The sequence below is a fragment of the Exiguobacterium sp. s157 genome, assembly GCF_018618205.1.
GTDB classification, from domain to species: Bacteria; Bacillota; Bacilli; order Exiguobacteriales; family Exiguobacteriaceae; genus Exiguobacterium; species Exiguobacterium chiriqhucha.
This window is the reverse complement of record NZ_JACSLQ010000004.1, coordinates 125729-147324: the sequence shown is the minus strand read 5'-3', so window position 1 is coordinate 147324 and position 21596 is coordinate 125729. Positions and strand designations below refer to the sequence as shown.

20 protein-coding genes are annotated in these 21596 nt (G+C 54.4%); 17 read left to right on the top strand and 3 right to left on the bottom strand.

The window, feature by feature from the left end:
- Positions 1–32 precede the first annotated feature (32 nt).
- From KNP67_RS09515 to KNP67_RS09500, 4 genes are all read left to right on the top strand, one after another.
- On the top strand, positions 33–1004 hold the full coding sequence (locus KNP67_RS09515) for a BMP family lipoprotein (RefSeq protein ID WP_021065655.1): 972 nt from the start codon (positions 33–35) through the stop codon (positions 1002–1004).
- Complete coding sequence (locus KNP67_RS09510; protein ID WP_131471289.1) at positions 1001–2644, top strand: methyl-accepting chemotaxis protein; 1644 nt, start codon at positions 1001–1003, stop codon at positions 2642–2644. Before KNP67_RS09515 ends, KNP67_RS09510 begins: the two co-directional genes overlap by 4 nt.
- Positions 2645–2799: 155 nt before the next feature.
- Positions 2800–3369, top strand: a complete 570-nt coding sequence (locus tag KNP67_RS09505; protein ID WP_021065657.1) for a helix-hairpin-helix domain-containing protein — start codon at positions 2800–2802, stop codon at positions 3367–3369.
- A 1-nt stretch (position 3370) separates the two neighbouring features.
- Complete coding sequence (locus KNP67_RS09500) at positions 3371–5503, top strand: ComEC/Rec2 family competence protein (protein WP_131471288.1); 2133 nt, start codon at positions 3371–3373, stop codon at positions 5501–5503.
- Positions 5504–5562: 59 nt separating this feature from the next.
- Here the strand turns inward: KNP67_RS09500 and KNP67_RS09495 are convergent, their stop codons facing one another.
- Positions 5563–5727 carry a YqzM family protein gene (locus tag KNP67_RS09495; protein WP_016508105.1) on the bottom strand — a complete coding sequence of 55 codons (165 nt, stop codon included), beginning with the start codon at positions 5725–5727 and terminating at the stop codon, positions 5563–5565.
- Positions 5728–5817: 90 nt separating this feature from the next.
- Between KNP67_RS09495 and holA the strand changes: the two genes are divergently transcribed.
- Both holA and KNP67_RS09485 read left to right on the top strand, forming a co-directional pair.
- Complete coding sequence (gene holA / locus KNP67_RS09490; protein WP_235045161.1) at positions 5818–6828, top strand: DNA polymerase III subunit delta; 1011 nt, start codon at positions 5818–5820, stop codon at positions 6826–6828.
- A 9-nt stretch (positions 6829–6837) separates the two neighbouring features.
- On the top strand, positions 6838–7272 hold the full coding sequence (locus KNP67_RS09485) for a GNAT family N-acetyltransferase (RefSeq protein WP_029595202.1): 435 nt from the start codon (positions 6838–6840) through the stop codon (positions 7270–7272).
- Between the two features lie 30 nt (positions 7273–7302).
- Here KNP67_RS09485 and rpsT read toward each other — a convergent pair whose 3' ends face one another.
- On the bottom strand, positions 7303–7563 hold the full coding sequence (gene rpsT / locus KNP67_RS09480) for a 30S ribosomal protein S20 (protein ID WP_021065661.1): 261 nt from the start codon (positions 7561–7563) through the stop codon (positions 7303–7305).
- A 220-nt stretch (positions 7564–7783) separates the two neighbouring features.
- On the opposite strand from rpsT, the gene lepA reads away from it, so the two are divergent.
- The 5 genes from lepA to hemW all read left to right on the top strand — a co-directional run bounded on the left by lepA (position 7784) and on the right by hemW (position 14355).
- Positions 7784–9607 carry a translation elongation factor 4 gene (gene lepA / locus KNP67_RS09475; RefSeq protein ID WP_021065662.1) on the top strand — a complete coding sequence of 608 codons (1824 nt, stop codon included), beginning with the start codon at positions 7784–7786 and terminating at the stop codon, positions 9605–9607.
- Positions 9608–9708: 101 nt separating this feature from the next.
- Entirely contained in the window at positions 9709–10785 is a 1077-nt protein-coding gene (gene serC, locus KNP67_RS09470; RefSeq protein WP_214714597.1) for a 3-phosphoserine/phosphohydroxythreonine transaminase, read from the top strand.
- Positions 10763–11926 carry a 3-phosphoglycerate dehydrogenase family protein gene (locus KNP67_RS09465; protein ID WP_021065664.1) on the top strand — a complete coding sequence of 388 codons (1164 nt, stop codon included), beginning with the start codon at positions 10763–10765 and terminating at the stop codon, positions 11924–11926. The genes serC and KNP67_RS09465 overlap by 23 nt, the downstream gene beginning before the upstream one ends.
- Positions 11927–11938: 12 nt before the next feature.
- Complete coding sequence (locus KNP67_RS09460) at positions 11939–13123, top strand: DUF1015 domain-containing protein (RefSeq protein ID WP_214714599.1); 1185 nt, start codon at positions 11939–11941, stop codon at positions 13121–13123.
- A 65-nt stretch (positions 13124–13188) separates the two neighbouring features.
- Positions 13189–14355 (top strand): radical SAM family heme chaperone HemW, encoded by a 1167-nt coding sequence (gene hemW, locus KNP67_RS09455; protein ID WP_029595207.1) that lies wholly within the window; start codon positions 13189–13191, stop codon positions 14353–14355.
- Between the two features lie 43 nt (positions 14356–14398).
- Here hemW and KNP67_RS09450 read toward each other — a convergent pair whose 3' ends face one another.
- Positions 14399–15004, bottom strand: coding sequence for a DUF1054 domain-containing protein (locus KNP67_RS09450; protein WP_214756530.1), 606 nt, complete (start codon positions 15002–15004; stop codon positions 14399–14401).
- Between the two features lie 191 nt (positions 15005–15195).
- Between KNP67_RS09450 and hrcA the strand changes: the two genes are divergently transcribed.
- The 6 genes from hrcA to KNP67_RS09420 all read left to right on the top strand — a co-directional run bounded on the left by hrcA (position 15196) and on the right by KNP67_RS09420 (position 21587).
- Positions 15196–16218 carry a heat-inducible transcriptional repressor HrcA gene (hrcA, locus tag KNP67_RS09445; RefSeq protein ID WP_029595209.1) on the top strand — a complete coding sequence of 341 codons (1023 nt, stop codon included), beginning with the start codon at positions 15196–15198 and terminating at the stop codon, positions 16216–16218.
- Positions 16219–16235: 17 nt separating this feature from the next.
- The gene (grpE, locus tag KNP67_RS09440; protein ID WP_029595210.1) at positions 16236–16808 is read left to right on the top strand and encodes a nucleotide exchange factor GrpE; all 573 of its coding nucleotides are present in this window, start codon (positions 16236–16238) and stop codon (positions 16806–16808) included.
- A 29-nt stretch (positions 16809–16837) separates the two neighbouring features.
- Positions 16838–18661, top strand: coding sequence for a molecular chaperone DnaK (dnaK, locus tag KNP67_RS09435; RefSeq protein WP_029595211.1), 1824 nt, complete (start codon positions 16838–16840; stop codon positions 18659–18661).
- A gap of 109 nt (positions 18662–18770) precedes the next feature.
- Entirely contained in the window at positions 18771–19880 is a 1110-nt protein-coding gene (gene dnaJ, locus KNP67_RS09430; RefSeq protein ID WP_131471282.1) for a molecular chaperone DnaJ, read from the top strand.
- A gap of 18 nt (positions 19881–19898) precedes the next feature.
- The gene (gene prmA, locus KNP67_RS09425; RefSeq protein ID WP_029595213.1) at positions 19899–20837 is read left to right on the top strand and encodes a 50S ribosomal protein L11 methyltransferase; all 939 of its coding nucleotides are present in this window, start codon (positions 19899–19901) and stop codon (positions 20835–20837) included.
- 3 nt (positions 20838–20840) lie between these two features.
- Positions 20841–21587 carry a 16S rRNA (uracil(1498)-N(3))-methyltransferase gene (locus tag KNP67_RS09420; RefSeq protein WP_131471281.1) on the top strand — a complete coding sequence of 249 codons (747 nt, stop codon included), beginning with the start codon at positions 20841–20843 and terminating at the stop codon, positions 21585–21587.
- Positions 21588–21596: the final 9 nt, after the last annotated feature.

Sequence of the window (21596 nt, the reverse complement as noted above, 5' to 3'; positions counted from 1 at the left end):
TGTCAGACCATTAGAGAGAGGAAGTAGCGATTATGAAGAAATCACTCATCATCGGCTTGTTGGCCGCATGTGTGACTTGGTTACCAGGTTGTCAGTCTGTGATTGACCAACCGGAAGCAACCGTTGAAACCCGTCAATCGATGGGCGTTGTGTTGTCTGATGTTGGTCTCGGGGACCAGTCATTCAGCGATGCGGCGATGCGCGGCATGGGACAACTCCGTGAGACGGGGGAATGGTTCGTCGATTACCGCGAGTTGGATGAGACGGAAACGTACAAGGCCGGGTTCGAACAGCTCGTCGCCGACGGACATGACGTCATCATCGGGCTCGGGTTCGCTTGTCAAGAGGACTTGGAAGCGGTAGCGGCCGAACATCCGGAGCAACAGTTCGCGTTGATCGATGCCGTATCGACATTACCGAACGTCATGTCCGTGACGTTCAAAGAGACGGAAGGAAGTGCGCTAGCCGGTGCAGTCGCGGGGCTCGAGACGGAATCGAACAAAATCGGATTTATCGGGGGCGTCGACAACGAACTGATTCAAAAGTTTGGGACTGGCTTCGAACTCGGAGCGAAAAGTGTCAACGATGACGTGACGATGCTCGTCGACTATGCGAACGATTTTGCATCACCTGAAATCGGGCGCGAATTGGCAGAGAAACAGATTGAAGCCGGAGCGGACGTGTTATACGCCGCTGCAGGACTGACAGGGGTCGGAGTTCTAGAGGCGGCTGAGCGGAACGGTGTGAAGGCCATCGGGGTCGACAGTGATCAATCGATGATTGCACCGGACGCGGTCATCACGTCGATGTTGAAACAAGTTGATTTGGCCATCGTTGAAATCGCGAATCGACTCGAGAACGAGGCGTTCAATACCCACGTCGAACTCGGAATCGATCAAAACGGTGTCGGTTTGGCCGCTCTTCGTCGTGTCCAGTGGGATGACGAAGAGACAAAACAGTTTGAGGCGTTTCAGAAACAGTTGATGGAGGGGACGCTGAAATGAGTTTACGGAAACGGTTTATCTTTTCGACCGTGTTCACGGTCTTGTTGATTGTGTTGATGATGAGTTACGTTTTGACGACACTCAATCGTCTGCAGACGTACAATGAACAGTATGGGACGCAAATGATCGAGCTGTCACAGCTCGAGACGTCGCTCTTGCAAGAACAGTCACTTTGGACATCGCTCGGCGAGCAGATGAGTCAATCGACGCTGACGCAACTCGAGCGCATCCGGGCGACGAACGGAGAAACGTTTGCGATGCTCGAACAGACATATCTGATTCCAGAGTTCGCGACGCACCTTGAACGGGCGACAACGAAGTATGAACGGATTGAAGCTGAAGTGGAGACGGCCGAGGCCGGCGGAATTGCGGCCCGGATTCAAGCCGCCAAACTCGAAGGAGTATTGAACGATGTGAACACACTCCTCTTGAAAAATGGTACGTTCTATGAGGCGCTACAGGCCGAGGCGGCGAGCGAGACGAAACGTCTCCTGCTCGTATCGGTATTGTTGACGGTCTTCGTCATCGGCGCACTCAGTGTCTATAACTTCTTCTTCGCCCGCTCGATCACCCATCCGCTCGAGCGAAACGTTGAGGCGGCGGAAGCAATCGCGGCCGGCCGGTTAATCACGTTGCCGGATTCGACGCGCCGTGATGAAATCGGACGGTTAGAGCGGGCCATGCAAGAGATGACGATGTCGCTCCAGACGGTCATCGGGTCCATTCGCGTCACTTCGATGAAAGTGAACGATATGACGGAGACAGCGGCCGCCGAGAACGAGGCCGTGGTCAGCACGACGTCGAACATCACGAATGCAGTCGATGAGATGGCGAACGGGGCACAGTCGATTGCAACGGAACTGCAAGAGACGCTCGAATCGGTCGGCATCATGGCGACCTCGTTCGAGACGAGTTTGAACCAGACGAAGCAGACGACTGAACAGACGACCGAGATGACTCGTGAAGTCGCGGCCGGTATCGAGACGCTGACGGACCAGGAAGAGATTCTAGAGCGCTCGAGCGCGCGCAACGCATCACTCGTCAATCGGATGGATGACTTCGCCCGGAAGACCGAAGAGATTGAAAAAATGGCAAAACTCGTGGAAGACGTCGCCGCCCAAACGAACCTGCTCGCCTTGAACGCCGCCATCGAGGCTGCACGGGCTGGGGAGGCCGGACGAGGGTTTGCAGTCGTCGCCAGCGAAGTCAAGAAGCTGGCTGAAGAAAGTAACGTGGCGACACGTTCGATTTTCGGAGTCGTCCAGACGATTCGCGATGAGGTCGCCCGCTTGACGGATATGGTCGAAGAGTCGAGTCGTGAGCAGACGGCACAGCTCGAGGCGTTCGGATTGACGAAGCAGGCGTTCAGTCGAATCCATGACCGGACCGATCACGTCGCCTCGTTCGTCGGGACGATCGAGCGCGAGATGGTCGCATCGAGCACGGAAGTCACGAACGTCTTGAAACGGGTCGAGGAAGTGAGCGGGGTGACCGAGGAACTCGCGGCGGGCAATGAAGAAGTCGCGGCCTCGATGAAAGAGCAACAAGCGAGCTTCGATCAAATTTTCGCCTTGATGCAGGAGTTAGAAGGGCAGGCCGCCGCACTCGCGAGCCAAGTCCAACATTTTGAAGAGCACTGAGACAAGTTTCGGCTTGTCTCTTTTTTGTCGTCTCGAAGCGGATGCGACACACGCCTATCAGGGTCATAAGCGCATCAGAAACGTCAAAGGCGGAACGGGCGCACCGATGTCTATTTGCTCATACTAGAGGGAAGACTCACGCGAGGAGGAGACGTATGGAAAAGTGGAGACGGTATGTCGTCGTGCTGCTCGTCGGATTATTCATTGGGGTGGGCTATATGTTTTACTCGAAAGAACCGGAGACGCCGATGGTCGAACAGTTCGTGGCGACACCCGAGCCGGAAATCGAGCCGAGCGTCCCGACCGAAATCGTCGTCTATGTGACCGGGGCTGTCGAGGCGCCCGATATGTATACGATGCCGCAAGGGGCCCGTGTTGGGGATGTGTTGTCTCTCGCCGTCTTGACGGCCGAGGCTGATCCCGAACAATTGAATTTGGCCCAATTGCTCGTCGATGGGACGAAAGTGAGCGTCCCGAAAAAAGGGGAGACGGTCGTTGTGCCTGCCGCTGAAGAAGCGGGCGGGGGGACGAACGGGGTCCATGTTAACAGTGCGACGAAGGACGAATTGATGACAGTACCGGGCATCGGTCCGGCCAAAGCCGAGGCGATTCTCAATCATTTGAAACAGCATGGGCCGTTCAAGTCATATGAAGAGATCGGCAACGTCAAAGGGTTCGGGGAGAAGACGTTAGAAAGCATGGAAGGTTATCTCTTGGTTCCATGACATGCCACTGTATCCATTGTTGCCAATCAGCCTATTCATTGCCGGGATACACGGATCAGTCGCCCTCTGCCTCCTGTTGTCTGTCGCCATCGCCTTCACTTGGCGTGGTCAATCCGTCTATGCGCACGTTGGTGCCGTCCTGCTCGTCCTGTTCGTGTTCGTACGTCCTGACGCCGAACCGTTGCCGGTGGACGGACCCTATCTGTTCGCCATCGAGAGCCGGCGGGACAATGGCCAATCGGCGCGGCTGTATGGACAAATCGACGGAAAGGAGGGTGTATTGACCGGCCGTGACCTCTCGCTCGGTCGTCCCGGAGAGACGTGCCTCGTCACGTTCACGCAGACCCCGTTCGCACCGTTGCGCAATACAGGTGGGTTCGACGAGGCGGCTTGGGCGTATGGGGCCGGACTTGCGTTCAAAGGGAGTGACGTCGCCATCGAGGCGTGTCGTCCGAGTGACGGCATGAGTGGACGGATGCTCCGTTGGAAGGAACGACAGCTCGCGAGAATCGAGACGACGTATCGGCCGGATGTGGCGCTTTATATGGAGGCGTTATTGTTCGGGGAGAGTCGGTTGCTCGATGAGGATACCTCGTTTTCTTACCGGGTGACCGGTCTGCTCCATCTGCTCGTCATCTCCGGTTCACATATCGCGCTCCTCGTGCTCGGATTGCGTTGGACGACGCGGCCGTTGCCGTTGCGACGAGAGACGAAGACAATGTTGATTCTCGTTGTGGTCACGTTGTTCGGATGGTTGACCGGGTTTTCGCCGCCAGTGGCGCGGGCCGTGCTCGTCGCCGACGTGTTGCTCGGGCTGTCACTGTTTGGTTACCGTGTCCGCGACCCGATTCGGTTGCTCAGTTGGTGCGCGGCGTTCTTGCTCGCCTTGCAACCGTACTTGCTATGGAATTTAGGGTTTCAGTTGACGGTTGCGATGACGTTGTTCTTGCTCGTGACTCGCCCGATTTGGACAGGACCGTTCGGGCTGGCCGTATATGCTCAATGGTTCGGGCTCATCTTGTTATGGCCCGTTCAACCGATTATATCGGTGTTGGCACCCGTGTATAACGTCGTCGGCGCTTTCTTAATTTCCTGGATCGTCATTCCGCTCGCCCTGTTCGCGTATATCGTGCCGACCGCTGAAAAGCTCCTGCATCCGATCCTCGATGGCCTGAATGGGACGTTCGCCCTGCATCACGATTGGCGGCCTTGGCTTCCGCTGCATGAGTTTACGTTTTGGCACGCTCTTGGCCTCGCTGTCGTCCTGTGGGGCGGATTGATGCTCCTTGAGTGGAAACGATGGAGCGGTTGGGGGCTTGCCGTGATTGCGCTCTTGCTCATGCATGGCGTCCTTGAATGGGGCGAAGAGCCGCGCGTCACGTTTTTAGACGTCGGACAAGGCGATGCCGTCGTCGTCGAGTACGGCGAGGTCACGGGAGTCATCGATGTCGGCGGAGTGTTTCAAGACCCGAAAGAATCGAAACGGTCCACCTATGACCCGGGAGCGGACGTCGTCGCCCCGTACATATGGAAGCGAGGGGAGACGCGCCTCGACTTCTTATTGCTTACCCATGCCGATCATGATCACGTCGGCGGACTGTCCGGTTTGCTCTCGTCCATCGAAGTCGATGAGGTGTGGCTCTCGGCGGAAGTAGCGGATCAAGGCAAACGAGACGAGTTACTGGCCGAGCTGGAGACCTATCAAGTCCCGGTCAGGCTCCTGTCGAGCGGGGATAGGCCGTATCCATGGATGTGGGTCGTCGCACCGGGAAAGGCGGGCGAGGACGAGAATGCGAACTCGGTGTCGCTGTTCATGCAGGTCGGGGCGCTCACGTATTTATTGACTGGGGATTTGCCGGACACGCGGGAAGAGATGATTCCGACCGTTGACGTCGATGTGTTCAAATTAGGGCATCATGGGTCGAACACATCGTCGAGTGAGGCGCTGTTGAACCGAATCAATCCGGAATGGGTCATCATCAGTGTCGGAAGGAACAATCGTTACGGACATCCGCATCTTGACACGCTACAACGTCTCGAGGGAAAGCGGGTATTACGGACGGACGAGGACGGGATGGTCGTCTGTGAACGAAATCGGTGTCGCGGGATTGTGACGAAGGCAGTACCGCCATGAAAAACTATGATAAACTAAAAAAGCGATTGCTCCCCCGGGGCAATCGCTTTCTGACTGACTTATAAGCTCAAGAACTTGATGAGGACACCAATCGCGAAGATGGTGAAGAAAAAGCCGAACGGGACGATGAAGCCGATTGCTGAATCGATGGCATCGTTACGTTTGCACTGTACGTCGTTCTCGAACGGGTTTTCGCTTTGTGGGCGAACAGAGTTAATATGCATAGTGAGTCCCTCCTTGAAATGGTTCCGTCCTAAGTATAGCGAATCAGTGAAGGATAATCTATGTTTAGATAAGAATAAATTGTGAAAGTGGTGTGTGTTTTGAATGAACCGTGGCTGCATAACGGAAAGTTGTCGAACGTGTACGTCCTGTTTGGGACAGAAAAATATTTGCTAGAGACGTGGGAGCGGGCCATCATCAAAGCGGCCAACCCATCTGGTGACCACTTTGATGTCATGCAGCTCGACTTGCACGAGACGTCACTCGACACGGCGCTCGATGAGGCGGAGACGGTACCGTTCTTTAGCGAGTATCGGACCGTCATCGTCAAACAAGCGCAGTTCTTGACGGGGGCAAAAGAGAAGCAAAAGCAAAACGTCGAGCGATTGACCGAATACGCGTTACAACCAGCGCCTTATTCCGTACTCGTCTTTATTATCGAAGCGGAGAAGCTCGACGAACGGAAAAAAGTCGTCAAGCGCTTAAAAGAGCGGGCCATCGTGCTCGAAGCGAAAAAACCGAGCCAGTCGGAGCTGATGCGCTACGTCGGCGACGAGCTGAACCGGCGCGGCCAAAAAATGGAGCGGGCGACCGTCGAACGGCTGTTGTTCCTCTGTCAGGATGATTGGGGCAAACTCGTCCGCGAGCTCGAGAAGTTGCAACTGTACGCGAGTGAAGGGGCAGAGATTCCGATTGATATCGTCAACGATCTCGTCCCGCGGACACTCGAAGACAACGTGTTCCAACTGTCCGAATTCTTAGTGGCCCGTCGTGCGGATGCGGCGCTTCGGCTCGTCCGTGATTTAGAGAAGCAAGGTCAAGAGCTGATCGGTTTGTTAGCACTCCTCGCGCGACAGTACCGGAATATGTATCTCGCGAAACAGCTGACGGAGAAGGGGTATGGCGAGAAGCAAATCGCCTCGAAAATCGGGGCGCATCCGTATACGGTGAAACTGGCCTCGCAAGCGAGCCGGAATTTCTCCGAGGCTCAGCTCGGACGGGCACTGACATTGATTGCCGACGCGGATGAGGCAATGAAGACGGGACGGGGTGACAAGCAGATCGTGTTTGATACGCTCGTCTGCCAATTGACATTACTGTGAGGTGAGGACATGGGGTTACAGGAAGTAGGGTTAGAAGCGGTGATTCCGCTTCGGCATGAAGTGTTGCGGCCCGGTTTGCCGGTGGAGACGTGTTATTTTGAAGGGGATGACGCGGAGACGACGCGTCACTTCGCCTGGGTCGAAGATGGACGTGTCGTGTCCATCGCGACCGTGATGGAAGTGGGGCGTGACTTCGATGGTCAGACGGTGCCGTACCAACTCAGAGGGATGGCGACTGACCCGACATCTACTGGTCAAGGGATTGGCTCGTCGTTTTTACAGGCGTTGCATGAAGCGGTCAATGAGTCGTGGTGGTGCAACGCCCGAGAAGTGGCAGTCCGTTTTTATGAGCGGAACGGGCTAGTCGTCGTGGGCGAACCGTTCGAGATTCCTGAAATCGGGACCCATTACGTCATGCGAACCCAAAAAACAGCCGGCTCCTAATGGAGGCGGCTGTTTCGTTTTAGTCTCTAATTAGAGAGCTGCGATGCGAGCTGCAAGACGTGATTTGTCACGGCCAGCTTTGTTTTGGTGGATAAGACCTTTTGCTGCAGCTTTGTCGATTTTCTTCGTAGCGAGGACGAAAGCTTCTTGAGCAGCTTCTTTGTTTCCTTCGAGTACGAGAGCGTCAACACGTTTCACTGCTGTACGCATTGCTGCTTTCTCTTGCGAGTTCGCGACGCGACGCTTTTCAGAAGTTTTTGCACGTTTGATTGCTGATTTGATGTTTGCCATTGTTTTGTCACCCCCTGAAACAAGAAAGTGTATGTTCTTATTACTTCAAGTAATCATTCAACAGAACAAGCACAATTGTAGCAAACGCTTATTCGAAAAGCAACCACTTGATGATTATTCTGAAAACTATATGTGGTATTGTTGAAGTAGGTCGTACACATTAACTTAGGATTTTGATATAATGACACGGTATGCATGAGAAGGATAGGTGAACCCATATATGAACAAACAAGAATTAGAGAATCGTCAGAAGAAGATTCGGAACTTTTCCATCATCGCTCACATCGATCATGGGAAGTCGACGCTCGCTGACCGGATTCTCGAGAGAACTGGTGCGCTCACGGCGCGTGAAATGAAAGAACAGACGCTCGATGCGATGGATCTCGAACGGGAACGTGGGATTACAATCAAGTTGAACGCCGTTAAATTGAACTATACCGCAAAAGACGGAGAAGAGTACATCCTTCACTTGATCGATACACCGGGACACGTCGACTTCACGTATGAAGTGTCACGTTCACTCGCAGCATGTGAAGGGGCTGTCCTCGTCGTCGATGCGGCGCAAGGCATCGAGGCCCAGACGCTCGCGAACGTTTATCTCGCGCTTGATAACGACCTTGAAATCATCCCGGTCATCAACAAGATCGACTTGCCGTCTGCGGACGTCGAACGCGTCCGTCAAGAGATTGAGGACGTCATCGGTTTGGATGCGAGTGATGCCGTACCGGCTTCGGCCAAAGCGGGAATCGGGATTGAAGAGATTCTCGAACAGATCGTCGAACTCGTCCCAGCACCGACGGGAGATCCGTCAGCGCCACTTCAGGCGTTGATTTTCGACTCGTATTATGACGCTTATCGCGGCGTCGTCGCTTCGATTCGAATCGTTAACGGTTCGGTCAAAGTCGGAGACAAGGTACAAATGATGTCGACGGGCAAATCGTTTGAAGTCACGGACCTCGGCGTCTCGACACCGAAACCGTTATCGGTGAAAGAATTGAATGTCGGCGACGTTGGGACGCTCTCGGCGTCGATTAAAACGGTCGGCGACGTTCGTGTCGGTGATACGATCACACTCGCCAAAAACCCTTCGACGGAACAACTCCCGGGTTACCGGAAGATGAACCCGATGGTATACTGCGGTCTCTATCCGATTGACGCGGCGAAGTACAACGATTTGCGTGAAGCACTTGAACGGCTTCAGTTGTCGGACGCGGCGCTCGAGTTCGAGCCGGAGACGTCACAGGCACTCGGATTCGGATTCCGGAGCGGATTCCTCGGCATGCTCCACATGGAAATCATTCAAGAGCGAATCGAGCGTGAATTCGGCATTGATTTGATTACGACGGCACCGTCGGTTATCTATCACGTCACGACGACAGCAGGGGACGTCATCCACGTCGACAACCCGTCGAAGATGCCAGAACAGCAAAAAGTTGAATTGATTGAAGAGCCATACGTCAAAGCGGCCATCATGACACCGAACGATTATGTCGGTGCCATCATGGAGCTCTGTCAGAAGAAACGCGGTAGCTTCATCGATATGCAGTATATCGACACGACCCGCGTCAAAATCACGTACGACATCCCGCTCAGTGAGATCGTCTACGACTTCTTCGACCAGTTGAAGTCGAGCACGAAAGGCTATGCGTCGCTCGATTACGACTTGATCGGCTATCGTCCGTCGCGACTCGTCAAGATGGATATCCTCCTCAACAACGAGCTCGTCGATGCCTTGAGCTTCATCGTGCACCGTGATTTCGCCTACGAACGTGGGAAGGTCATCGTCGAGAAGCTGAAAGCACTCATCCCGCGGATGCAGTTCGAAGTGCCGATTCAAGCAGCAGTCGGAACGAAAATTGTGGCCCGCTCGACAATCAAGGCACTCCGTAAGAACGTTCTCGCCAAATGTTACGGTGGTGACATCTCGCGGAAACGTAAATTGCTCGAGAAGCAAAAAGAAGGTAAAAAGCGCATGAAAATGGTTGGTTCCGTCGAAGTGCCACAAGAAGCATTCATGTCCGTCTTGTCGATGGACGAAGAATAATCGTTCGCCCTTATCTCCGGATAAGGGCGATTTTTGTCATTTGGCAGGATTCGGCACGTCAGGCACGGAATAGTACGTACTTACAGAGAAATAGAGGAGGAGTGGCGGTGATCTATAATTTTTCAGCCGGGCCGGGCGTCTTGCCGGAACCGGTCTTACGTGAAGTGCAAGCCGAGTTTCTTTCCTATAAACAAGGGGTGTCCATCGTCGAAATGAGTCACCGTTCCGACACGTTCGCCACAATCGTCGAGCAGCTCGAGGCGAGACTGCGGCGATTGATGCAGATTCCTGACGACTATGCCGTCCTGTTTCTACAAGGCGGTGCCACCCTACAATTCTCGATGGTGCCGATGAACCTGCGCGAGTCGGGGCGCTTCGCCTATCTCGACAGCGGGATTTGGTCGAAAAAAGCGATTGCTGATGCGAAACACTACGGTGACGTCGTCGTCGCCGGCAGTTCGGCAGCGGTCAAGTATCGAGACCTTCCCGCATGGCCAGAGACGATTTCAGACGTCGACTATCTTCATGTGACGTTGAACAACACGATTGAAGGGACGCGCTATACGAAACTGCCGGACACGGACGTCCCGATCGTCGCCGACGTCTCGTCGAACATCTTGGCGGAAACGATTGACGTCAAGCGCTATGGGCTATTATATGCCGGTGCCCAAAAAAATATCGGGCCGGCCGGATTGACGCTCGTCATCATCCGTCGCGATTTGATTGTCGACCGTGACTTGCCGTCATACCTCGCGTACAGCAAGCACGTCGATACGCTGCTCAACACTCCATCGACGTTCAGTCTATACGTCGCCGAGCGCGTGCTCGCCTGGGTCGAGGGAGAAGGCGGGGTCGAGGCGATGGAACGTCGCAACGTCGAGAAGAGTGGTCTATTTTACGACGCCTTGGATGCATCGCCAATGTTTCATGCCGTCGTCTTGGGCAAGCAGCGGTCGCTGACGAACATCCCGTTCACGACCGGGGATGCCGAGACGGACCGGGCGTTTCAACGATTCGCCGAGGCACGCGGATTAATCGAGCTCGGGGGTCACCGTTCGGTCGGCGGCCTGCGAGCCAGTCTATACAACGCGATGCCGCTCGAAGGCGTGAAGCGTCTCATCGATGTGATGCATGAGTTTGAACAGGAGGGACAAGATGTTTCATATAAAAACGTATAATCAAATCGCAGAAGACGGGTTACGGCGTTTCGAGCCGAGCGAGTATGCCGTAAATGACGCCGAACAAGCGGACGCCTGGGTCATTCGGAGCCATGACGTCCATCAGGCGGACATCCCGCCTTACTTGCTCGCCATCGCCCGGGCCGGTGCCGGCGTGAACAATATCCCGCTCGACCGGCTCGCCCGTCAAGGGGTCGTCGTGTTCCATACGCCGGGCGCGAATGCGAACGCGGTCAAAGAACTCGTGCTCGCCAGCATGCTGTTATCGGTCCGTCCGATTTTGGAAGGGGCGAACTGGGTCAACAATCATACGTTTGCCGATCAGACATCGCTCGAAGAAGCGATGGAACAACAGAAACGGCGTTTCGTCGGGTCCGAACTGCGAGGCAAGCGCGTCGGCATCGTCGGTCTCGGTGCAATCGGGGCGTCGCTCGCGAACGATTTGCTCCATCTCGGCATCGACGTCATCGGGTACGACCCGCACTTATCGGTCGACGGGGCCTGGAATATCTCACAACAAGTAAAACGGGCGAAGCAGTTGAGCGAGTTGCTCGCCGACGTCGACATCCTGACGATTCATATGCCGCTTACGGATGACACGCGCCACATGATTGATGCGACATGGTTCAAGCAGATGAAACCGGGCGCCACCGTTTTGAATTTCGCGCGGGGTGAACTCGTGAATGACGCCGATTTGTTAGAAGCGCTCGATGACAACGTGGCGACATACATCACCGACTTCCCGAAACAAGTGCTGCTCGGACATCCGCAAGTCGTCGCGTTCCCGCACCTCGGCGCCTCGACCCACGAGTCTGAGGTGAACTGTGCAATCCAAGCCGTCGATACGCTCAAACTGTATCTCGAGACCGGTAGTATCCGAAACTCGGCCAATTTCCCGAACACGGAACTCCCTTACGTCGGCAAGCGGCGTTTGGCCGTGCTCCATTTGAACGTCCCGAACATGGTCGGTCAAATCGCCAGCCGGCTCGCCGAGAACGGAATCAATATAGATAACATGGTCAACCGGAGCCGCAACGACGTGGCCTATACGTTGATCGACATCGACAACCATAAACATGAGACGCTATCTGTGCACGCCCTGTACGACATCGAGGGCGTCATGCGCGTCCGCGAATTTTAAGGAGGAATAATTATGGTCGTATTCAAACCGTTTGCCCCATACATGCCAACCCATCCCGAGAACGTCGCAGCCGACCCGTACGATATCGTCAGCGTCGAACAAGCACGTGAAGACGTCAAACTGCGTCCCGACTCGTTCCTTGCGGTCGATAAACCAGAAGTGTTCACGGCGGACATGCCGCTCGAGGCGTGGGGACAACGAGCCCGTCATGAGCTCGAACGGCTTTACGAGAGCGAGTTGACCGAACGGACCCACGGATTTTATGTTTACCGGCTCACCGATCAAGGGCGTGTCCAGACAGGGCTCGTCGCCACATTCTCGGTGACCGATTATGAGGCCGGTCGCATCAAGATTCATGAGCACACCCGTGCCGCGAAAGAACGCGAACGCGTCGAGCACGTATCGGCGACGAAAGCGCACACTGGCCCGATTTTGATGAGCCACGCGCCGGACGAAGGGTTGCGTCGCATCTTGGACGATGCGACGACAGGAGAGGCGTTGTTCGCCTTCACGGACAGTGAAGGTGTCATCCATGAAGGCTATGCCGTGCCATCCAAGCATCAAGCACGCGTCATCATGCTCGGGGCCAGCATTCCGGCCATCTATATCGCCGATGGGCATCACCGGGCCAAAGCCGCAGCCGTCGTCGCACGGAGCCCGATTCATGAAGGGGAATCGAAACAAGAGCGGGATCACTTCCTCGGCGTCTTGTTCCCGAGCGATGAGCTGACGATTTTGCCATATCACCGGATCCTGAATCAAGTGGACACAGAAGAAGTGATGGTACTGCTCGAAAATCTGGATTTATCGTATGACCTCGAGTCGGTCCCTGCTTTGTATGTCCCGAACGAGCGGGGCACGTTCGGTTTGTCTTACCGGGGCGAGCATTTCATGCTCAAAAAACTGCAGACGACGACGTCGCTCGACGTCGCGACGCTGCAACGGGATGTGCTCGAACCGTATTTTCACGTCACGGACGTTCGCACCGATCACCGAATCGATTTCATCGGCGGCAAAGACGCACCGAAACGTCTCGCCGACTTGGCTGAACGTGATGACGTCGTCGTATTGACGTGTCATGCCACGGCGATGGAAGAGCTGATGCGCGTCGCCGACGAGAACGGTCAAATGCCGCCAAAATCGACGTGGTTCGAACCGAAACTGAAGAGCGGTCTGTTCATTCATCGGTTCGATTGAACGTGCAGAGTGGCGTCTCGGCGTGAAAAGCGTTATAAATGGAAGAGAAGAAAGGGGTGGCCGCCATGGCTAAAGCCGTATATCTTCACATTCCATTTTGTGAACATATTTGTTATTACTGTGATTTCAACAAGGTGTTCTTAAAGAACCAACCGGTTGATGACTATTTAGATGCACTTGAACGGGAAATCATCCTCTCGCTCGAACAATACCCGACCGATACGATCGAGACGATCTTTATCGGCGGTGGGACACCGACGGCGCTCAATGAGGCGCAGATGAAACGACTCATGGACATGGTCGCACGTCATCTGCTCCCGCTCGCGTCTCCGAATTTGGAGTATTCGGTCGAGGCGAACCCGAACTTCGTCAGTGCGGAGAAACTCGACACGATGAAGCAAGGAGGAGTCAACCGCGTCAGTTTCGGCGTCCAAACGTTCGACGACGGCGGACTCGAGCGCATCGGACGGACGCACCGGGCCGATGACGTGTTTGCGACCGTGACGGAAGCTGCGAAGCGATTCGATAACATCTCGATCGACTTGATGTTCGGGTTGCCGGAACAGACGCTCGAGCAGATTGAGCGCGACCTCGACTTGGCGTTCGAGCTCCCGATTCAACACGTGTCTTCCTATTCGTTGATTCTCGAGCCGCACACCGTGTTCGCGATTCAAGAGCGAAAAGGGAAGTTGCGCCTTCCGGGCGAAGATATCGAAGTCGCGATGTATTTAAAAGTGATGGAGACGCTCGAACGGCGTGGATTGAAACAATATGAGATTTCAAACTATAGCCTTGAAGGACGGGAGAGCCGTCATAACCAAGTGTACTGGCGCAACGAAGAGTATTACGGCTTCGGCGCCGGCGCGCACAGTTATTTGAACGGGGAACGTCGGGCGAACATCGCACCGATTCCGCACTATATCAAAGCGGAGGGGTTACCGGTCCGCAATACGACGACGCTCGAGACGTTCGAGAAGATGGAAGAAGAGCTGTTCCTCGGACTACGGATGCGCCAAGGCGTGTCGTTTGCGACGTTCGAGTCGAAGTACGGTGTATCGATGCGTTCGGTGTTCGGGCACGTCCTGACGGAGCTCGAGGCGAAGCGGTTGATTGAGACGACGGACACACACGTCCGCTTGACCGAGTCGGGACTCCCGCTCGCCAATGAGGCATTCGCGGCCTTCATCGGTGAAGCGAAATGGAACGACTCGCAAGCGCAAGTATCTAACTGAACAACAAAAGGGCGAACCCAATGCGGGTTCGCCCTTGTTTCGGTTATAACACGAGGTCACGATAAATCGGCATGAGCCGGCTGAACGTATCCTCGACGAGCGCCAGGAAGGCGGCTTCGTTTTGAAGAATCGACGCATCGGCCGGAAGTTGGCGGCCGATTAAGAAGTCAGCTTTTTTCACGGTCGCGAAGCGTTCCGTCATCGTCTCAATCGATTCGGCTGACATATCCTCGATTAAAAACGCGTCTTTCTTCATATGGTCCCCGGCGATATGGAAGTCAGGGAAATCCGATTTGAAGTCGAGTGCCATAAGCCGGCGGCCGATTGCTTCCTTGTTCGGCATCTCATAGATGAAGGCGAGCCAGACGAAGACGCGGTCGTCGAATAAGCCGACCTGGAAATGGGGATGTTTCTTATAGCCGCGTTTGTCATGGCAAATCGCCATCCACGTGTCCTTCGGCGGATTGACCGTCCGGCGGGCATGCTTGGCGACATGTAAATAGAGCGGGATGCCGACGTCGGCTTCGAGCTGAGGCCCGACCTCGTCATAAATCCGGTGAAACAGCGGTTGAATCTCTGAGCGGATCCCGGCCATCCGGGCGTCGAGTCCGTCTTGCGTGAATACGTCGAATTGTTGTGTTGTAAACATCTAATCACCTCATTTCGTATCATACCGAATGTTGACGAAACATGCATATCCGAACGCTTGAACGGACTGGAAAAAATGAGCCAAATGAATTGACAAATAAGGAGAACATGATAATATTTGAAGTGTGATTAGCACTCAGTAAATATGAGTGCTAATAAAGCGAGGCCAATCCTTCAGAGAGGAGTGATGTTGTGCTGACAGAGAGACAATTGCTCATTTTACGAGCGATCATCGATGATTATATTCAGACGGCTCAACCGGTCGGGTCGCGGACGTTATCGAAGCGGGATGACTTATCATTCAGTTCGGCGACGATCCGTAACGACATGGCCGATTTAGAAGACATGGGTTTGATTGAAAAGCCGCATACGTCGGCCGGACGAATCCCGTCCGAAATCGGCTATCGGTATTATGTCGACCATCTCGTCGAGACGAAAATCATCGACGAGCGCGAGACGTATCGTCTCGGTGAACGACTGCGCGCTTCGGCCCAAGAGTCGGAAGTGCTCATCCGTCAAGCCGCTGACCTGCTCTCTGATTTGACCAACTATACGACGGTGGCACTCGGTCCGAACAGCCAGATGAATCGCCTGGCCCGAATCGACTTGATGCCGCTCGACGAACGGCGCGGCGTCGTCTTGATCGTGACCGATCAAGGCCACGTCGAACATCGGACGGTCGTATTCGACTCTCCGATGGCGCCTGACTTGGTCGAACAGACGATTCGTTTCTTGAACGATCGTCTCAAAGGGACTCCACTCGGTCAGCTAAAGTTCCGAATCGGGGAAGAAGTGGCCAAACTTCGACTCGCGCACCAGGAACAATTTGAGTTCATGATGCAACTCATTCAATCGACCGTCGAAGTCCAACATCCTGCTTCGCTATATCTAGGGGGGAAGAAGAACATCTTCAACCAACCTGAGTTTCAGACGCTCGACACGTTGCGTCCGTTCCTCGAATGGATCGATGAACAGGAACGGTTGACCGACTGGCTCGAATCGTTGCCAAACCGCGAGATTTATGTGAGCATTGGTAGCGAGAATGGCATCGTCGCGCTTCAAAATTGTAGCGTCATCACGTCCGACTATACGCTCGACGGGAAGACGTTCGGGACAATCGCCATGATTGGACCGACCCGGATGGACTATCGACACGGTGTCCAAATGATGGGACAAATCATTGAGGCGTTAAGGCGAACGAAATTAGAAGAGTGATGGAAAGGAGCCTCATTATGACAACTGACAAACAAAACGGGCCTGAACCAGAAGAAGTGCTCGAAGAAAAAGATTTTGATCCGAAACAGACAGAGGCTGTCGAAGCAGAAGAGGTTTCAAATGTTGAGTTTGTGGAAGAAACTTCTGAAGGGACGGATTTACAAAAAGAAATCGACGCACTCAAAGCGAGCGAGCTCCGCATCCGTGCGGACTTTGATAACTTCCGTCGTCGGACGAACGAAGAGAACGCGAAACGCGTGAAGTTCGCGTCACAGACGGTCGTCGAGAAGTTGATTCCGCTCATCGATAACTTCGAGCGCGCGCTCCAAGTCGAGGCGACTTCGGACGACGCCAAGCAGATTCAAGCGGGCGTCGACATGATTCACCGCCAGTTACTCGACGTCTTGAACGGTGAGAACGTCGAAGTGATTGAAGCGGTTGGCCAACCGTTCGACCCGAACTATCATCAAGCGGTCATGCAAGAGCCGAGCGATGAGTTCGAATCGGGCATCGTGACGATGGAGCTTCAAAAAGGGTACACGATGCACGGACGCGTCATTCGTCCGAGCATGGTAAAAGTCTCAGAATAACATTACTTAATTAGATGGAGGAATAGACAATGGGTAAAATTATCGGAATTGACTTAGGTACAACGAACTCATGTGTGGCAGTCATGGAAGGTGGCGAAGCAGTCGTCATCTCGAACGCAGAAGGGAACCGTACGACACCATCTGTCGTCGCATTCAAAGGCGAAGAGCGTCAAGTCGGAGAAGTAGCGAAACGTCAAGCGATCACGAACCCGAACACGATTCAATCGATTAAGCGTCACATGGGAACGTCGCATACGGTCGAAGTTGACGGCAAGAAATTCACGCCGCAAGAGATCTCGGCAATCATTTTGCAGAAATTGAAAAAAGATGCAGAAGACTACCTCGGTGAAACGGTGACGGAAGCAGTCATCACTGTTCCTGCCTACTTCAACGATGCGGAGCGTCAAGCGACGAAAGATGCAGGGAAAATCGCTGGTCTCGACGTCAAACGAATCATCAACGAGCCGACGGCAGCTGCACTCGCTTACGGTCTCGATAAAGGTGAAGACCACACGATCTTGATTTATGACCTCGGTGGCGGTACGTTCGACGTCTCGATTCTCGAACTTGGCGACGGCGTCTTCGAAGTTGTCGCAACAGCAGGGGACAACCGTCTCGGTGGTGACGACTTTGACCAAAAAGTCATCGACTATCTCGTGGCAGAATTCAAAAAAGAGAACGGCATCGACCTCGCTCAAGACAAGATGGCGCTTCAACGTTTGAAAGATGCAGCCGAGAAAGCGAAGAAAGACCTTTCTGGTGTGACGAGCGCGCACATCAGCCTTCCGTTCATCACGGCCGGAGCAGCTGGTCCGCTTCACCTTGAAACGACACTCACACGTGCGAAATTCGAAGAGTTGACAGCCGACCTCGTCGAGCGCACGATGGAGCCGACACGCCGCGCGTTGAAAGACTCAGGTCTTACACCGTCTGACCTCGACAAGATCATCCTCGTCGGTGGTTCGACACGTATCCCAGCGGTTCAAAAAGCGATTCACGACTTCACGAAGAAAGAGCCGTTCAAAGGCGTGAACCCGGATGAAGTCGTCGCCCTCGGTGCCGCAATCCAAGGTGGCGTCCTTGCCGGTGACGTCAAAGACGTCGTCCTTCTCGACGTGACTCCGCTCTCGCTCGGTATCGAGACGATGGGTGGCGTGATGACGAAGTTGATCGATCGCAACACGACGATCCCGACTTCGAAATCACAAGTCTTCTCGACGGCGGCTGACAGCCAGCCAGCGGTAGACATCCACGTCCTCCAAGGGGAACGTCCGATGGCACCAGACAACAAGACACTCGGTCGCTTCCAGTTGACGGACATTCCGCCGGCACCACGTGGCGTGCCACAAATCGAAGTCAAATTCGACATCGATGCGAACGGAATCGTTCACGTATCGGCGAAAGACCTCGGTACGAACAAAGAACAGTCCATCACGATTCAATCGTCTTCAGGGATCGACGAGGCTGAAATCGAGCGTATGGTAAAAGAAGCGGAAGCGAACGCGGAAGCTGACAAACAACGTAAAGAAGAAGCTGAACTCCGCAACGAGACAGACCAACTCGTCTTCGCAACGGACAAGGCGATCAAAGACCTCGGCGACAAAGTCGACGCTACGGACAAAGAGCGCGCTGAAGCTGCGAAAGAAAAAGCGAAAACGGCACTCGAAGGCACAGACCTCGAAGCCCTCCGTACGGCGAAAGACGAATTGTCGAACGTCGTGCAAGAGTTGACGCAAAAAGTATATGCGAACATGGCTGAACAGCAAGGTGCTGAAGGTGCAGAGACGCAGACGGAAGCGAAAGACGACAACGTCGTTGACGCTGAGTTTGAAGATCTCGACGATCGCAAATAAGGCAACCGATAGAGAGGAGAGCGCCAAAGCAGGTTTCTGCTTTGGCTCTTTCCATGTTAAGGTAGATTCGGTAGAATTTTAGTTTAGACAGTGTAGAGGAGAGAGTAACGTGGCGAAACGAGATTATTATGAAGTGCTTGGCCTAGATAAATCGGCCTCGGCACAAGACATCAAACGTGCTTATCGCAAGCTGGCACGCCAGTATCACCCTGACATCAACCAAGAGCCGGATGCGGCCGACAAGTTCAAAGAGCTCGGTGAAGCATACGAAGTATTGTCAGACGAACAGAAACGGGCCCAATACGACCGTTTCGGTTTTGAAGGGGCCAGCCAATTCGGCGGCGGTGGCGACTTCCAAGGCGGTTTCGGTGACATCTTCGACATGTTCTTCGGTGGCGGTGGGGGACGTCGTCAAGACCCGAACGCTCCACGACGCGGGGAAGACTATCAATACGTCGTCGACCTCGATTTCATGGAGAGTGTGACCGGCAAGACGGAAATCATCGACCTTGAGATTGAAGTCGAATGCGACACGTGCATGGGCAGCGGCGCCAAACCGGGAACAAAACCGGATACGTGCAGCCGTTGTGGCGGCAGCGGTGTCGAGACGGTCGAACAGAACACGATTCTCGGCCGGATGGTCAATCAACGGACGTGTAGCCAATGTCACGGAAGCGGGAAGACGATTAAAGAAAAATGTGAGACGTGTCACGGCTCTGGCCATGTGAAGAAACAGAAGCAAGTCGAAGTCAAGATTCCAGCTGGAATCGACAACGGCCAACAAATCCGTCTATCAGGCAAAGGTGGTCCTGGCTTTAACGGCGGCCCAGCCGGCGACCTGTATATTGTCGTTCGCGTCCGGGCGCATGAAATCTTTGAACGGGTCGACCAACATATCACGATGGAGATGCCGGTCACGTTCGCCCAGGCCGCACTCGGCGCGGAACTCGAAGTTCCGACCGTCCACGGCAAAGTGAGTTTGAAAGTTCCAGCCGGCACGCAGACCGGTTCGCGATTCCGGTTGCGCGGCAAAGGGATGCCGAGCGTCCGCGGCGGCGGCAATGGCGACCAGTACGTCAATATCGTCATCATGACGCCGACGAATATGACCGACCGTCAAAAAGAATTGCTCCGTGAATTCGAAGAGATTAGCGGAGAAGCAGGCGTCGAAGAACAACACGGCCTGTTCCAAAAGATGAAGAAGTTTTTTAGCCAGTAAAAGGAGCGTGTTCAAACAATGAAATGGTCTGAAATTTGTGTCCACACGACACAGCAGGCAGTCGAAGCCGTATCGAATTTACTACATGAAGTGGGGGCACAAGGGGTCGTCATCGAGGACGTCGAAGATTACGACCAGATGATGGCCGAAGACCATTTCGGCGAGATTTGGGACGTGTCGGGCCGTGAATCGTATCCGACGTCCGGTGTTTATGTGAAAGCATACGTACCGGCCTCAGGTGATTTTCAAGACACGCTCGCTGCGTTCAAAAAAGAAGTGGATGGCTTGCGTCATGTGCTCGATATCGGCACCGGTGACGTGACGGTCGTCGAGATGGACGAAGAGGACTGGGCCCATTCGTGGAAGCAGTACTACAAGCCCGTCAAAATCTCACAACATTTGACGATCGTTCCGCTTTGGGAAGATTATGAGCCACAACCGGAAGAGAACGTCATCTTACTCGATCCGGGTATGGCGTTCGGGACGGGGACGCATCCGACGACGATGCTCTGCATTCAGGCGATCGAGAACTATATCCGACCGGGTGACCGATTGATTGATGTCGGCACGGGTTCAGGTGTCCTCGCCATCGCTGCTGCGAAGCTTGGGGCCGAACGAGTCGAGGCACTCGATTTGGATGCGGTCGCCGTCGAATCGGCGCGTCAAAACGTCGAGACGAACGGTGTCGGCAACGTCATCGACGTGAAGACGGGTGACTTGTTGAAAGGGATGACGGGGGAGTATGACCTCGTCGTCGCCAATATTTTGGCCGACGTCATCATGCTGTTCATCGATGATGCATATGCGCGCGTCAAACCGGGCGGCTACTTCATCACGTCGGGTATTATCGGACAGAAGCGGGCCGAGGTGACAGAGGCGCTCAAGGCGTCCGGATTCGCGATTGAAGAGACACGGGTCATGGAAGACTGGGTCGCCATCATCGCGAAGAAAGGATGAGCCATGCAACGATACTTTTTACCGCGTGAGTCATTTGTTAATGACACGGCCACCTTACCGGCCGACGTCGTCCATCATATCGGGACAGTGCTCCGGGAGACGCCCGGTTATCGCATGGTGCTTTTAGACGGTACCGGCCTCGAATATGAGGCTGAGGTCGTGACGCTCGAGAAGAAGACGGGCACGGCCCGGGTGCTCGAACGCCGTCAAGCGACGACCGAACTTCCCGTCGACGTGACGCTCGCCTATGCGCTTCCGAAAGGCGATAAAGTCGAACTCGTCGCCCAAAAAGGGACTGAGCTCGGCATGCATCACTTCTGGGTGTTCGAATCGAAGCGCTCGGTCGCCAAATGGGACGCCAAAAAGGCACCGAAAAAAGTCGAACGGCTCCAGAAAATCATGCAGGAAGCGGCCGAACAGTCGTACCGCGCCGTCGTTCCGATGTGCCAACACATCACACCACGGGAACTGACGGACCGCATCGATTCGTTCGATGCCGTCGTCATCGCCTATGAAGAACAAGCGAAGCAAGGGGAGCAAGCAGCGTTTGCGACGGTGTTGAAAGCACTTCGACCTGGGGCGAAGCTCCTGCTCATCGTCGGGCCGGAAGGCGGCTTTGACGAAAGTGAAGTGAATGAGTGGACGGAACGCGGGGCACAGGCCTGTGCTTTCGGACCACGCATCTTGCGTTCGGAGACGGCGCCGCTCTATGCGCTCGCCGCTGTCTCTTATGCGCTCGAATTGAATTAACACATCAAA

What these genes read in the sequence shown, in the direction of transcription:
- lepA (WP_021065662.1), top strand. Translation starts at nt 7,784, where the DNA reads ATGAACAAACAAGAATTAGAGAATCGTCAGAAGAAGATTCGGAACTTT.
- KNP67_RS09500 (WP_131471288.1), top strand. Translation starts at nt 3,371, where the DNA reads ATGCCACTGTATCCATTGTTGCCAATCAGCCTATTCATTGCCGGGATA.
- KNP67_RS09460 (WP_214714599.1), top strand. Translation starts at nt 11,939, where the DNA reads ATGGTCGTATTCAAACCGTTTGCCCCATACATGCCAACCCATCCCGAG.
- rpsT (WP_021065661.1), bottom strand. Translation starts at nt 7,563, where the DNA reads ATGGCAAACATCAAATCAGCAATCAAACGTGCAAAAACTTCTGAAAAG.
- dnaK (WP_029595211.1), top strand. Translation starts at nt 16,838, where the DNA reads ATGGGTAAAATTATCGGAATTGACTTAGGTACAACGAACTCATGTGTG.
- KNP67_RS09420 (WP_131471281.1), top strand. Translation starts at nt 20,841, where the DNA reads ATGCAACGATACTTTTTACCGCGTGAGTCATTTGTTAATGACACGGCC.
- KNP67_RS09485 (WP_029595202.1), top strand. Translation starts at nt 6,838, where the DNA reads ATGGGGTTACAGGAAGTAGGGTTAGAAGCGGTGATTCCGCTTCGGCAT.
- KNP67_RS09465 (WP_021065664.1), top strand. Translation starts at nt 10,763, where the DNA reads ATGTTTCATATAAAAACGTATAATCAAATCGCAGAAGACGGGTTACGG.
- KNP67_RS09505 (WP_021065657.1), top strand. Translation starts at nt 2,800, where the DNA reads ATGGAAAAGTGGAGACGGTATGTCGTCGTGCTGCTCGTCGGATTATTC.
- KNP67_RS09495 (WP_016508105.1), bottom strand. Translation starts at nt 5,727, where the DNA reads ATGCATATTAACTCTGTTCGCCCACAAAGCGAAAACCCGTTCGAGAAC.
- prmA (WP_029595213.1), top strand. Translation starts at nt 19,899, where the DNA reads ATGAAATGGTCTGAAATTTGTGTCCACACGACACAGCAGGCAGTCGAA.
- KNP67_RS09450 (WP_214756530.1), bottom strand. Translation starts at nt 15,004, where the DNA reads ATGTTTACAACACAACAATTCGACGTATTCACGCAAGACGGACTCGAC.
- grpE (WP_029595210.1), top strand. Translation starts at nt 16,236, where the DNA reads ATGACAACTGACAAACAAAACGGGCCTGAACCAGAAGAAGTGCTCGAA.
- KNP67_RS09515 (WP_021065655.1), top strand. Translation starts at nt 33, where the DNA reads ATGAAGAAATCACTCATCATCGGCTTGTTGGCCGCATGTGTGACTTGG.
- hemW (WP_029595207.1), top strand. Translation starts at nt 13,189, where the DNA reads ATGGCTAAAGCCGTATATCTTCACATTCCATTTTGTGAACATATTTGT.
- KNP67_RS09510 (WP_131471289.1), top strand. Translation starts at nt 1,001, where the DNA reads ATGAGTTTACGGAAACGGTTTATCTTTTCGACCGTGTTCACGGTCTTG.